This window comes from Microcoleus sp. D3_18a_C4 (assembly GCF_036702415.1).
In the GTDB taxonomy this organism is placed as follows: Bacteria; Cyanobacteriota; Cyanobacteriia; order Cyanobacteriales; family Microcoleaceae; genus Microcoleus.
Genome location: NZ_JAUBTI010000009.1, coordinates 71,695 through 84,667, shown reverse-complemented (window position 1 = coordinate 84,667; position 12,973 = coordinate 71,695). Strand labels below are relative to the sequence as shown.

The following is a 12,973-nucleotide window of genomic DNA, read 5'->3' as shown; positions in this document are numbered from 1 at the left end:
ATCCACAAAGCTTTTGGATTTTAAAGTTATTTTTTTCATACCCTGATTAAGCAACGCCGAGATTGCTTCACTGAGTTCGCTGGGCGACAGCAATACGTTACTTTTGCGTAAGTCCTGTAATCCTAACAATTCGAGCCTTGAAAGGTATAAGTTGCTACATCAAAGGTAAAGGTTCGATTGACATTGTTCCGCTTTCTCCATGTCCCAAACTACATCAATCATGAGAAATTTTTTGTAGTGTGGAAAATTAATCAACCTTTCCCCCTCAACAATTCCGGCTGCAAAACCTGATTTAATTTGCCACTGCGAAACCCCTCCAAATCCAAAGTCGCGTACACAAAACCAAACTCCTGAAACACCGCCACCAATGCAGGCAAATCGGTATTTAGCACAAACTCCTTAATCTCCTCTGCAGGTAACTCAATGCGTGCCGTATCTCCATCCGATCGCACTCGCAAATTTTTCAGTCCCAACTGCCGCAAATACCGTTCGGCGCGCCCCACTCTTTGCAACTTTCCAACGGTGATTTCTTCGCCGTAAGGAAAGCGCGAACTCAAACAAGGTTGAGCCGGTTTGTCCCACCAAGGCAAACCCAATTCTTTTGCCAATTGCCGCACTTCAAATTTAGTGATTCCTACTTCTGCTAAGGGCGATCGCGCGCCGCGTTCCTTTGCCGCCTGAATTCCGGGACGATAATCCTTTAAATCGTCACCATTAACCCCATCCACCACATAAGGATAACCCTTTGCTAGTGCTAGGGGTTTCAAAGTATCGTGCAGTTCGCTTTTGCAGAAATAGCAGCGGTTAATTGGGTTAGAGGTATAATTGGGATTTGCCATTTCCTGAGTTTCTACTTCCTCGTGGGCAATACCAATTTCTGCTGCTTGAATCCGCGCATCTTCTAAATCTTCTGGCAGTAAAGACGGGGAAACTGCCGTCACTGCCAAAGCGCGATCGCCCAACACATCAAAAGCGATTTTTGCCACCAAAGTGCTGTCAATTCCGCCGGAGTAGGCAATCAAAGCCCGTTCCATTTGTGCGAAAATATTTTTTAATTCTTCAAGTTTTTCTATTAACATAATTTCACCTTTTTTTACCAACATATAAGTAAGAAAGCCAACTAAAGAAAGAAGGATGAAGAAAGCAGATCTCGATCGGGTTCCCCTTTTTCCTCGAACCTCTTCCTTCTTCCGACTTCCATCGGACTTCTAATGCTATTCGGGATCGATACCGAGGGCTGCCAATCGAGCCAAAAGCTCTTGATTTCGCTGTCTTTCCTGTTCCAGCAGCGTCTCGGCTAACTCTTTGTCTTGCTGTTGGCGATCGGCCCGCTGGCGTTCATTTTCTGCCCTTTCTTCCGGCCACAAAAGCAGTTCTCCGCCCGCCGTCCACCAGCGCAGCCAATATCCTGTTCTACCTTCGCGAGTTCCCTGCCACACTCCCAAAAATAGATTTAATCCAGGTATTAAATAACGGCCGTTTTCATCAGGATTTTGATTTTCATAACGCTCAGATTCAAGCGCATAAACTTCTATTCTGCCTGTATGCGGTCGAAAAATGACATAGCGAGGAACTTTGATTACTTGTTCGTAAAAAAACCACTTGCCGATTTCTTCTGTGTGTTCGACAGAGTATTCATCGCCGTAAGTAGCTGATAGAAATTCCATCACTACAAAAGGGACAGTTCCTTCGGTATGAGGCGTGTAACTGCGGCGGGGATAGTTGTGAGGCCTCTTTTGAACCGGCTGCACGTACATCCAGTCTGGGGCTTTGCAAATAGTGCGATCGTCCACAGCAGCGCACAAAGCAAAATTAGAAACTATTAGTGCGTCTTGCATTAGTTCCGGGGAATCCACTACAGACTGGCGCAAACCGTTAGCTAGCAAGGGATGGTCTATATCGTCTACAGGGTCGTCTGGTAAGATGAAATCATCGGGTAGCAGAGGCCAAGTAATCTTGAGCTGCGATATCGGTTTGTGAATTACAGTGGTCATAAGTCACCTCATTTTACCAATAAAAGTTTGAGTTTTAGTCGAGATGGGCGATCGATAACCTTCTCTATATCTTAGCGCGCTAAGTAGATAATAAAATTGGTTTGTAGTGAGGAATAAAGTCCTCACTACAAACAATTACCCTGAAGGTGCCGAATGCGCGTTTTAAAATTCCCTACGGGAAAATATGGCGATCGCAATTGACAACAGCAGCACCACATACAGCAAACCGTAGCCAGCATCTGTAATCAAACCTGCCAAGAAAGGAACTTGTCCGTAAACAGCATCGTTTCTCAAATTGAATCTGGCTAAATCCGGCAAAACCAGATAAAGTCCCATCATCAATTGTTCAATGCCAGGATTTTTAGTTAACTTGCCCAAAGCTACTAAATCCCGCGTCGAATGTCCCATTAAATAAACGCCAAATGTCAGTAAAGTTGCCAACAGCGAACTGCTAAAAACCCCAAATAAAATCCCGACACCAGCCATCAGACACAGCTCAAACCAGATAAACAGCGAAGCGATTAAAATGCTTTCCAAAGGGAAAGGAATGCGGCTCAAACTCAGAATAGCCAGATAGATAACAGTCATTGCTGCTACAAGCACGGCCAGCACCGCCGACAGCCCTAAGTGCTTGCCCACAATTAACTCAGCCCGACTTATCGGCTTAGCAACTAACAGGTAAACAGTGCGCTTTTCAATTTCTTTGTTGACCAATCCGGTAGCCACAAAGACTGTGGCAATTAAACCGAGAATGCTCATAGCAGCCAAACCGACATCTAAGATAATTTTCTTTTCGGTTGTCGCCGCCAATTCGGGTATCAACCGTACCGAGGCGCCCATCAACAGAGCAAAAATAATAATTAAGTAAAGGATGCGATCGCGAATTACTTCCCAAAATACATTGGTCGCGACTGTCAAGATTCTTCTCAAATTCATCTAGTTATTAACCCGCTGAAAACTTTCGCCATACTTTAGTGTAAGGAAGAAGGAAGAAGGAAGAGGGAAGAGGGAAGAGGGAAGAGGGAAGAGGGAAGAGGGAAGAAGGAAGAGAGAAGAAGGAAGAGGGAAGAGGGAAGAAGGAAGAGAGAAGAAGGAAGAAGGAAGAAGGAAGAAGGAGGATTTTTTCCATCTCAGACTCTCAGACTCTCCCACTCTCAGACTCTCAGACTCTCCCACTCTCCCCCTATACCGATCGCAATTAGTTAACAGAGACAGAATCACACTTGACTGTCCCCCGCCGTTCCATCTTTTTTCTGTCCGGGTTGAGAGCGTTTAATGGCATCGCAGGTTACAGTCGCCCTATTGGCTATCTGGAACACCTCGCAAGATTTGGTAAACGAATATATTTCCGGTCTAAAAACCAGCCCCAGCCAAGTGGCCTGCATATCTAACTGATAGCGGGACTCTCCTTGGACGATCGAAGTTTTGACATCCCAGCTCGCATCTTCTGGGACTATCCCAGTTGTTATTAAGGCTTGATTCCGCAGAAAAAATCGCTCGTTGTCAATATCTATTAACATTTGCTCTACTTGCGCCCACGGTTTTGTGCGGGCTTCATTTCGCAGGTATCCCTCCATTGCATTGAGGATGACAACTCCTCGGGAGCGGTTAATAGTTGGCCGTTGAAATGTCACCACATAATCGCTTTGCCTTAAATCCTGAGATAAAACGCTCGGATACTGTTGTATCCAACCTTGAATTAAAAAGTGAAAAGCAAACCAACAGGAAAACAGCAGGTGAACTAGAGTAATCATCAAAAACTGAGGGCGCACCAACGACCTGATACCTTCCCGTTTTGACTCGCTATTCCAAATCTCTATTGTAGCAAGAACTGCTACTGCTATAAGTGGGCCGGATATCCATGCTATTTCCTTCCTATCCGACGGCAATCTTATCAGTAACCACAAGCCAATTAAGATGCTTGTCACCCACGGACTCAGACTTACTCCTTTAATCACAAAAGGTTGCTGACTCGTCAGCAAACCCATTGAAAGTGTAAATAATAACCAGCTCATATCAAAAAGCAGAGTTCTCGTCCGCCAGTCAGTTACGGCGGCCACTGTCAGCAAAGCTAAAAAGATGCTGAGCAGTAAAGGAGTCTTCCAGTGGACAACTTTAGGCGGAATCATCGCCTTTTGGATTTTTTTATTGGTTTCCCAAAGGTTGTTCGTCAGCTTAGTGAGTTGCTGAGTAACATCAAAAAATTGCTTCATCATAAATTTCAATACACGCTTTGCAAAAACAACAAGGTTAAAATAACGAGATTGCTAACAGTGTGGGCGATTAAAATTCCCCCAAACTGGGTAGTTACTTGAAAAGTTTTTTTGGCAGGACGGCGGGTGAGGGTTGGCGGCCCTAAAAACTGAGGTTTGGAAGCTTTTTTATTGCCGACAACCATGTTCTCTATGAATTCTAATCCCTGCCATTTAGCTAGAAAAGTTACTGCTAATACTGAGAGGGCTATCATAGTTATGGGAGCGTAAACATTATCCGCTCTGCCTAATAAGATATAACCGATAAGCTGTTCCCGCAAATCTTTGCTAAGAACGCTTTCAATGCCGAAGAAAACTAACCAGCCTACGAAAGTGCAAGATAGATTGAGGATGGCTGTATATTCAATGCTGGTTTTGGGGCCGAGTTTAAGTAGTTTTTGCAAAAACCACGATTCGATCGCGATCGCCAAAAACATAATTAAAATTTGCACCAAAACAGTCCGAAATGGGAAAACACTCGCAATCATAAGCCTTTAGGTATATCAGTCCGTGTTAAATTTTAATTGTACAGCACAAACGGAATAATCTTAACCGGAGGTTTGAGCACCAGATTGCCTTAGATCGCTGCTTAAAAAATTGGGGGTTAGGACTTATCGTATAATCTGTTGAGATCCGCCAACAGAATGGAAAAATTAAACATTCAAGGCGCGCGATCGAATACCCACCCCGATACAGACTCAAATAACTGCTGATTATGGTAAGGAATGGCATTGGTATTCGGACAGCCTCATCCCGGTCGGAACGCGCCGCGGGTCAGATTCACGTCTACGACGGCGCTGGTAAAGGCAAGTCTCAGGCAGCTTTGGGAGTAGTGTTGCGCTCGATCGGGCTGGGTATCAATTCTGACTCGCCCACGCGAGTCTTGTTGCTGCGCTTTCTCAAAGGCCCCGGCCGCTCCTACGACGAAGACGGGGCAATAGAAGCCTTGCAACGGGCATTTCCGCACTTGATCGACCAAGTGCGAACCGGCCGTGCCGAATATTTTGGGGCCGAAGCAATCACCCGCTTCGATCGCGCCGAAGCTCAGCGAGGCTGGGATATCGCCAAAGGAGCGATCGCCAGCGAACTATATTCCGTCGTGGTACTAGACGAACTAAACCCGGTATTGGACTTGGGTTTGCTGCCAGTTGACGAAGTAGTCCAAACCCTCAAAAACAAACCAGAATATTTAGAAGTCATCGCCACAGGGCGAGCGGCCCCCGAAGCTTTGCTGGAGATTGCCGACTTACACTCAGAAATGAAGCCCCACTATCGCCCCGCAGCGGCAGAGCATCATATTTCGGGGATCGAAATATACACGGGAGCCGGGAAAGGCAAGTCTACGAGCGCTTTGGGCAAAGCTTTGCAGGCAATAGGTAGGGGTATCAGTCAAGACCAATCTCACCGGGTGTTAATCGTGCAGTGGCTCAAAGGCGGCACCGGTTATACAGAAGATGCGGCGATCGCAGCTTTGCGGCAAAGCTACCCGCAGCTAGTAGATCACCAGCGGTGCGGCCGAGATGCTATAGTTTGGCGGGGGCAACAGCAAGAGCTAGACTGCATAGAAGCAGAACGCGGCTGGGAAATCGCCAAATGTGCGATCGCCAGCGGCTGGTACAAAACGATTATTCTCGACGAACTCAATCCCACAGTAGACTTAGAACTGCTGCCGGTAGAGCCGATCGTCGAAGCCCTGCTACGCAAGCCGCGGGATACAGAAATTATTATCACCGGGCGCTGCCACAAACCCCACGCTTACTTTGACTTGGCAAGCGTACACTCCGAGGTATACTGTCACAAACACTACGGCGATCGGGGCGTAGAACTAAAGCGGGGCGTAGACTTTTAAAGCCCGGAGCGGTACTCGGTTCAATCCGGGTCAGAATTATTAAATGACGGCCCTGCCTGGAAAACCGGAAATTGCCACAAAGCCTTGTTACCAAGTAACAAATCTCCCAATTTCCCTTGTCTTCCCGATCACCCAGATCAGCCTTTTTTAATCTTTAATTTCCTCCCCCGGACGCGATCCCCGACCGCCAATCCAGAATGGAACATTAAGAATATGAGCCGCGTCTTGTAGAGCGTGAGCACCTGAGACAGTGCACCAGGATTATTAAAGGGTGAAGACTTTGAAAATAAAAGCTTACAAGCAAAAAATCCGCGAGGGAGAAAGTCTAGACAGGGTTAAGGCCAGTAGGCTAGACTTGCGGCTGGCAAACAGGTTAAACTACAGCGGAATCCAAACATTCGGTGTTCTAGGCAGTGTCTGTAGTCGCACCAGCGATGACCAACAAGTAGAGGAGTGAAGCTTTATGACAACGTTAGATGGCAATCCTAATCAACTAGATTTAAACCTTCCGGGACTGGGCCCGGATACAGTATTCGCCGGAGAGGGGACGGATTTCGTTAGAACTTCCACCCTGGGCGGCAGCTTAATATATGGCCAAGCCGATAACGATACTCTGATTTCCGTCGGCCCGAACGATACCATATACGGCGGCGAGGACGAAGATTCAATCAGATCTCAGCGGACTCCGGCTTTGCTGTTTGGGGACACAGGCAATGACACCATAGTCGCTGAAGCCCGCGCTAGCCTGTACGGCGGTGCGGGAGACGACTTGGCCCAAGGTACTGTCGAAGCTAACCTCATGTTTGGTAATGAGGGGGCAGATACGTTGCTGGGAGGGGCGCAGAGAAGAGACTCCCTCTACGGCGGCAAGGGCAATGACTCGATGGGCTTCTTCATCGCAGGTGGTGGCAACAACCTAGGTCTTCCCCTAACCGGAGGCTTCGCTGGCAATGAAGGCAGCAACTTCTTGCGGGGAGATTTGGGCGACGACTTGGTTGTAGGTATCAATGTAAGAGACAGTCTTTATGGCGGTAGAGGCAACGACACCCTAGTAGGTGTGGCTAGCAACAGCTACCTCTCCGGCGATCTTGACGAGGACATCTTATTCATTAGCAACACTACCCAGACAAGCCCCTTTGCTACCGGCGTCATCACGATCGGCATTGAGAGAACCACCTTGATTGGCGGTGGCGGCAACGATTCTCTCACCGGCGGTATCGGCGACTTTGGCGGCGGCAGAAACTTCTTTGAGGGCGGCGACGGCAACGACAGGATCACGGTTTTTGCCACGCAGGATACCGCGCTGGGAGGTGCAGGCGACGACTTCATCCAGTCATCCACGGTGCCGAATGTACTTTCGAGCGTAGGCGCACAGAGTTCATTTCCAGGCTTCGCGGGTCGCAACTCGCTCGACGGCGGAGTGGGCAACGACACGATCGTTGCAGCTTTTGTGACGGATACAATGATTGGCGGTGAAGGCAACGACAGCCTGAGCGGTATCTTTACTAATGCAGTCGGTGGAGATGGCAACGATACTATCGATGCTACCAATGCCATTTTTGCTGGTACTGGTACTGCTTTGATTACTCTCGACGGCGGGCTGGGCAACGATCGGTTAATTGGCTACACCAATCCTACTACTGGCAGCAGCTTCACCGTCACCAACCTCATGAACGGTGGCGTGGGAAGTGACACCATCGTCTTTGGCGGCCAGTTCGATCGCATAATTGGCAACATGGAGGGTAACGACTTCATCTCCTACGCTAGCGGCGTCACCTTTAGCGGCACAGTCGCCAACTTGATTACCGATACCTTAGGCAGCAACTTTATTACTGGTGGCAACGGCACTGATTCCATCACTACTGGTAACGGAGATGACATCCTGTTCGGCGACTCATCCAGTGCCGACTCCCTCGCCGGGGACGATACCTTAAATTCCGGCGCCGGAAACGACACCATGCTGAGCGGCTTTGGTAAGGACTATTTGATCGGCGGCGACGGTAACGACTCTCTCGGCGGCGGGCCTGGTGCTGACACGCTGATTGGCGGATCGGGTAATGACAGCTTCTACTACAACAACTTCGGCGAGGGCGCCGTGGGTACCGACACAGACCAAATCGGCGATTTTACGGTCGGCCAAGACAAGTTTATCTTCCAAATCAATGGCTCCAACGGCTTCCCCAACTTGAGGGTAGTGCCAAATACGAATCGACTTTCTTCGCAGGCGTTCTTGGCGCTTGAGAGTGGGGCGTACAACAGCAGTTTTGCTCCAGCCGGGGCGGGCGCGTCAGAGCCGTTCGTCTTTTATCAAAATGCAGACGGACGACTAGGATATGACCCTGACGGTATTTCTGGTTCTAACCCAGGCGTTACGCTGGCAGTTCTAAATGGCAGACCGGGCATTACGGCTGCTGACATTACCCTGATTTAATTTGGGTAAAAGAGGGTGGGGTGGATTCTGAAACATCGCCCTACCAACTCTCAAAACTAATTGTGCTATGTTTCGAGCTGGGGATATCCATCCCCGGCTTTTTTGTGGGCATTGGGAATTGGGCCGAAAAGTAGAATCTGTAGGGGCGGGTTCACCCATAAATTTTGCCACCCATCAATAATCTCGATAAACCCGCCCCCACCCAACGAATAACCCCGATTAAGCATAGTCGCCCAACCGTTAAATTCAATTAATGGGGAATTGGGCCTTTATAGCATGGGGAATTGAGCCGAAAAGTAGAATCTGTAGGTGCGGGTTCACCCATGAATTTTGCCACCCCTCAATAATTTTGATAAACCCGCCCCCCAACTCAAAGACGATATAATTGACATTTGAGTAAAAGTCGATTATTGTAGGCGACTAATATTCTCTTTTGTCCTTCAAAAACAGTTATTAATAGTGAAACTGCCCAATGGTCATCTAGCAGATTTAGGCAATAAAATAGAAGAATATTCTCTAAATCCGAATCATCAAGAAGGAAAAAATCAAGCTGTTTTGTTTGCCAGTAAGTTAGGCATTACCCTAAAAAATGCTGAAATGCTCAAACAGGCTTTAAAAGAAGCTGCTATCAACGAAGATGTTGTTATTCAAAAAAAAATGAATACGGAACACATTACAACATGAAATTCTTGCTGAAAACCGAAGTAGGTGAATCTCTGATTCTAGCAGCTTGGATCGTCCGCTTAGGTGAAAGTTTCCCCCGATTAACAAGTTGTTATCCCGTCAAAAAGTGAGGTAAAAACAATGAAAACAATTAAAGACCTAGATATTGTTGCTTTAACTGAAGATTTAGAAGCCACCCATTTTGAAACAAAACAAATCATTAAATTATATAAAGGACAAGTAGGAACAGTCGTGATGGAATTTGATGGCAGTGCTTTTGAGGTAGAATTTTCTCATCAAGATGGTAGAACTTATGCAATGGAAACCATTCCGGCCACAAAATTAATGCTTTTACACTATGAGTTAGTAGAATCTGTAGGGGCAGTTCCCCGATGAATTTTGCCACCAATAATCCTTATAAACCCGCCCCAAGATATTGGTACAAATGATTTAGGCTAATTATAAAAAATCCCGCAAACATATCGTTTGCGGGATTTAGTAGGCAGGAAACTTGTAGGGAATACGGGAGCATCTCAGTTTTGTAAAAAGCATTTTTTTATTGTAGTGCGAGCGTCCCCGCTCGCGTATTGTACAATACGCGAGCGGGGACGCTCGCACTGTAAATGCAAAACTGAGATGCTCCCGGGAATACTGTTACTAAGCTCGGTCTACAATCTCTTTGGCTTTATCTTTGAGGTCTTCTTTCAGGTGAATTGCTGATGCTTCATCCTGCTTGGCTTGACCTTCTAATTTATCTTTCTGATTGCCAGTAACTTCGCTAACAGCTTCTTGGATTTTGCCTTCAATATTCTTCGCTGTGGCTTCGACTCTATTTTCAATGTTCATAATTTTTTATTCTAACTCTACAACTATTAATATATGATTTTCAAGTTGAGTCTGTATCTCTCTTTAGATAGATTGGCTGTTAACTTTATAGATATCCGGTAGGGAGACGGCACCGTGCCCTTCTTCGTGCCAACTTAAGCTCAAACCAAGTTACAGATTGCTGTTTGACTATTAAGGCCAGATCCCCCCTAACCCCCCTTAAGAAGGGGGGGACAGGAAGCCTCTTTAAGTCAACCCCTACTCCCCTTCTTAAGGGGGATTTAGGGGGATCTAGACTCGACTATTAGCGAGATTTCTCAAGGGTTTTAGTCTTAAGTTGACACGACGAAAGGCACTGCCGTGTCCCTACGGAGAGATAGAAGTTGCAGGTTCGATCGCAACTTCGACAAGTTTATTTTTCGAGGAAAGACCTGATTTAATGCCGATCGCAGATTTTGGCACTTTAAACTTTTTTGCCAACAGCATGATTAATTCTTGATTGGCTTTACCATCAACGGGCGGCGATTTCAGATGTATTGTGAGGCTGCCGTCGGGTTGTTCTGCGATGCTTTGCTGTTTGGAACTCGGTTTAACTTTGACTGTGAAAATTTTCATGTGACTAATAACTAATAACTGATGACTAATGACTAATAACTCATGACTAATGACTAATAACTAATGACTATCTAAATGTTCGATCTTCGTTCCCAAAACTTTCAGGAATTCAGCCAGCCAGTTAGGATGTGCTGGCCACGCGGGGGCGGTGACTAAATTGCCATCGACTACGGCTTCGGTAACTGGAACTTCTGTATATTTGCCGCCGGCCCGGAGTACGTCGGGGCTGCAAGCCGGGTATGCGGTGCAGCGTTTGCCTTCGAGTACGCCGGCTGCTGTTAGAACCTGTAAGCCGTGACAAATAGATGCGATCGGCTTTTTGCTGTTGGCAAAGTAGCGGGTAATTTGCAGCACTTGTTCGTTGAGGCGGATGTATTCTGGGGCGCGTCCTCCGGGGATAATCAAAGCGTCGTAATCGGCGGGGTTGATTTCGTCAAAAGTCGCGTTTAAAGTGAAGTTGTGACCGGGTTTTTCGCTGTAGGTTTGATCGCCTTCAAAGTCGTGAATAGCGGTGCGAATTGTTTGACCCGCGGCTTTGTCCGGGCAGATGGCGTGGACGGTGTGACCTACCATTTGCAGTGCTTGGAAGGGAACCATTACTTCGTAGTCTTCTACAAAGTCGCCGACTAGCATTAATATTTTTTTTGCTGTCATGTTTCCAACTCCTGTTATTTGGATTTTGTTAAATAGGATTTAAAAAAATGCGGGGCCGTTAAAAAGCTGGCCCCGCAAGCTATTCTGGAATCTAGAAACCGTTGCGTCCCCAAATGACCATTGAAATTGAGAAGGAGAACAGAACTAGCACCGAAACCCAACCGAGTGACAAAATATCCATAGCTATTTATTGAACAAACTGTACAAAGTGACTCCAAACCTTATGATAAGTCAATTTGAGCCATTTTTGAAATGAGGGCGCTGTGAAGGATTCGTCAAATTTTAGTGCGGCTGAACGGGTAGAATCTTTGAAGGCAGGGACGGTTGCTGGTTTGTCTTGTTTGCTGGCTTTTGGGGCGATCGCCCTTGGTAATAGCTTAATTCTAGCCGATAGGTTGGATTCTCTGGCGAGTTTGCAGGTAAGGGAAATTGACCTAAATTTTGCCTTCAGGGCGACTCTCGCACTTTTGGGCGGTTTTTTGTTCGGCGTGACTTACCGCTATGCGATTCGCCGAGATGTTAACCCGCAGCTTAAATCTGGTGCGGTGTTGGCTTTTGGGTTGGTGCGGGCTTTTGGACAGTTGGATGCTGGATTGTTTTTTGATCCCGGAAAGATGCCCGCCCTACAGGAGTTATTGCCGTTTGCGGTTCGCGGTGTCGAGAGTGTGGTATTGTTTGCGATCGCGGGTTTTGTGTTGGATTGGGCGATCGGGCGATCGTGGATTAAGCCTTTCGATTCTTGAGATTTGCCGTTGGTTGGGGACAGGTTTACGATCGCCCTCCGTCAAAAACTTGTAGGGGCGGGTTCACCAATAGTTTCAAAGGATACCCAAAGACTCCAAAACCCGCCCCCACCCCGCGCGATCGCCACCCAAGTGGGGGCGGGTTTACGAGATTATCGGTTTTAGGCAATTATTGTTGGTAAAACCCGCCCCTACAGATTTAATTCCTCAAATTCTGGATTGCCGTAAAGCATTTGCCTGTCTACCGCCGACAAAACTTTATTGTTAGCAGCCTCAGAAACTAAACACTGACAAACTAGCTGCGCTACATCTGCCCGGTGAATCGTTCCAGCAACTCGACAATCTTCTGTTAAAATACCGTTGCCTGTTGCAGGTTCCGATTTGAGTCCGCCCGGACGAATTACTGTATAAATCATCCCGCTTGCTATCAAATGATTTTCGGCTTTTTCTTTCTCAATTAAAACCGGGCGCAAAGTTTCTAAAGCTTGGGGCGGCAAAGCGCCGACACTATTACCGCTGCCGATTGATGAAACTAAAATAAATTTTTGCACGCCTGCTTTGACAGCCGCATCAATCAAGTTTTTGTTGCCCAAATAATCGGCTCTTTCTCCATCTTTGGGTAAGCCGCCAATTGTGCTGATTACGGCATGAATTGGCTCACCCCCAGCCATCGCAGCTTCCATAGCTGCTGCATCCAAAGCATCGCCAGTCACGACTTTGATGCCCATTGCTTCTAATTCGGTGGTGGTTGCGGGCGATCGCAAAAGTGCAGTTACTTGCATCTTTTGTGCTGTCAGACATTTAGCGATTTCTAAGCCGACTCCTCGACTAGCACCAGCTAAAAAAATGTGGAATTTCTCTGTCATATTAATTGTGTTTTAAGTTATGCAGAAATTGGTTTATTTGACTGGATATAATTATACAACAATCCTCTGTAAATTTTTCAA

General features: G+C 46.9%; 15 protein-coding genes. 5 read left to right on the top strand and 10 right to left on the bottom strand.

Translation table 11 applies throughout. The features are described 5' to 3' along the window. Positions 1–251 precede the first annotated feature (251 nt). The 5 genes from larE to fraC form a co-directional block, all read right to left on the bottom strand. Positions 252–1,079, bottom strand: a complete 828-nt coding sequence (gene larE / locus QUB16_RS07260; RefSeq protein WP_333315168.1) for an ATP-dependent sacrificial sulfur transferase LarE — start codon at positions 1,077–1,079, stop codon at positions 252–254. A 135-nt stretch (positions 1,080–1,214) separates the two neighbouring features. Continuing rightward, positions 1,215–1,994, bottom strand: a complete 780-nt coding sequence (locus tag QUB16_RS07255) for a Uma2 family endonuclease (RefSeq protein WP_333315166.1) — start codon at positions 1,992–1,994, stop codon at positions 1,215–1,217. 162 nt (positions 1,995–2,156) lie between these two features. Beyond that, positions 2,157–2,930, bottom strand: coding sequence for an ABC transporter permease (locus tag QUB16_RS07250; RefSeq protein ID WP_333315165.1), 774 nt, complete (start codon positions 2,928–2,930; stop codon positions 2,157–2,159). A 281-nt stretch (positions 2,931–3,211) separates the two neighbouring features. Then, positions 3,212–4,210: a DUF5357 family protein gene (locus QUB16_RS07245; protein ID WP_333315163.1), complete on the bottom strand. Its 999-nt coding sequence runs from the start codon at positions 4,208–4,210 to the stop codon at positions 3,212–3,214. A gap of 5 nt (positions 4,211–4,215) precedes the next feature. Then, positions 4,216–4,734: a filament integrity protein FraC gene (fraC, locus tag QUB16_RS07240; RefSeq protein ID WP_333315161.1), complete on the bottom strand. Its 519-nt coding sequence runs from the start codon at positions 4,732–4,734 to the stop codon at positions 4,216–4,218. 227 nt (positions 4,735–4,961) lie between these two features. Here fraC and QUB16_RS07235 point away from each other — a divergent pair, with 227 nt between their 5' ends. The 4 genes from QUB16_RS07235 to QUB16_RS07220 all read left to right on the top strand — a co-directional run bounded on the left by QUB16_RS07235 (position 4,962) and on the right by QUB16_RS07220 (position 9,585). Further along, positions 4,962–6,095 carry a cob(I)yrinic acid a,c-diamide adenosyltransferase gene (locus QUB16_RS07235; protein WP_333315160.1) on the top strand — a complete coding sequence of 378 codons (1,134 nt, stop codon included), beginning with the start codon at positions 4,962–4,964 and terminating at the stop codon, positions 6,093–6,095. A 463-nt stretch (positions 6,096–6,558) separates the two neighbouring features. After that, positions 6,559–8,526: a calcium-binding protein gene (locus QUB16_RS07230; RefSeq protein ID WP_333315159.1), complete on the top strand. Its 1,968-nt coding sequence runs from the start codon at positions 6,559–6,561 to the stop codon at positions 8,524–8,526. A 459-nt stretch (positions 8,527–8,985) separates the two neighbouring features. Beyond that, positions 8,986–9,210 carry a DUF6883 domain-containing protein gene (locus tag QUB16_RS07225; protein ID WP_333315158.1) on the top strand — a complete coding sequence of 75 codons (225 nt, stop codon included), beginning with the start codon at positions 8,986–8,988 and terminating at the stop codon, positions 9,208–9,210. 120 nt (positions 9,211–9,330) lie between these two features. Continuing rightward, a complete protein-coding gene (locus QUB16_RS07220) occupies positions 9,331–9,585 on the top strand; it encodes a DUF4926 domain-containing protein (RefSeq protein ID WP_333290680.1) in 255 nt (84 codons plus the stop codon). 261 nt (positions 9,586–9,846) lie between these two features. On the opposite strand, the gene QUB16_RS07215 is transcribed toward QUB16_RS07220, so the two are convergent. From QUB16_RS07215 to petN, 4 genes are all read right to left on the bottom strand, one after another. Further along, complete coding sequence (locus QUB16_RS07215) at positions 9,847–10,035, bottom strand: CsbD family protein (RefSeq protein WP_333054441.1); 189 nt, start codon at positions 10,033–10,035, stop codon at positions 9,847–9,849. Positions 10,036–10,380: 345 nt separating this feature from the next. Continuing rightward, a complete protein-coding gene (locus QUB16_RS07210; protein ID WP_333315157.1) occupies positions 10,381–10,629 on the bottom strand; it encodes a DUF167 domain-containing protein in 249 nt (82 codons plus the stop codon). A 60-nt stretch (positions 10,630–10,689) separates the two neighbouring features. After that, positions 10,690–11,283, bottom strand: coding sequence for a DJ-1/PfpI family protein (locus tag QUB16_RS07205; protein WP_333202231.1), 594 nt, complete (start codon positions 11,281–11,283; stop codon positions 10,690–10,692). Positions 11,284–11,374: 91 nt separating this feature from the next. Beyond that, entirely contained in the window at positions 11,375–11,464 is a 90-nt protein-coding gene (petN, locus tag QUB16_RS07200) for a cytochrome b6-f complex subunit PetN (protein WP_071883976.1), read from the bottom strand. 82 nt (positions 11,465–11,546) lie between these two features. Here petN and QUB16_RS07195 point away from each other — a divergent pair, with 82 nt between their 5' ends. Further along, positions 11,547–12,026 (top strand): hypothetical protein, encoded by a 480-nt coding sequence (locus QUB16_RS07195; RefSeq protein WP_333315155.1) that lies wholly within the window; start codon positions 11,547–11,549, stop codon positions 12,024–12,026. Positions 12,027–12,217: 191 nt separating this feature from the next. On the opposite strand, the gene QUB16_RS07190 is transcribed toward QUB16_RS07195, so the two are convergent. After that, positions 12,218–12,892 carry an SDR family oxidoreductase gene (locus QUB16_RS07190; RefSeq protein ID WP_333315154.1) on the bottom strand — a complete coding sequence of 225 codons (675 nt, stop codon included), beginning with the start codon at positions 12,890–12,892 and terminating at the stop codon, positions 12,218–12,220. Positions 12,893–12,973 lie beyond the last annotated feature (81 nt).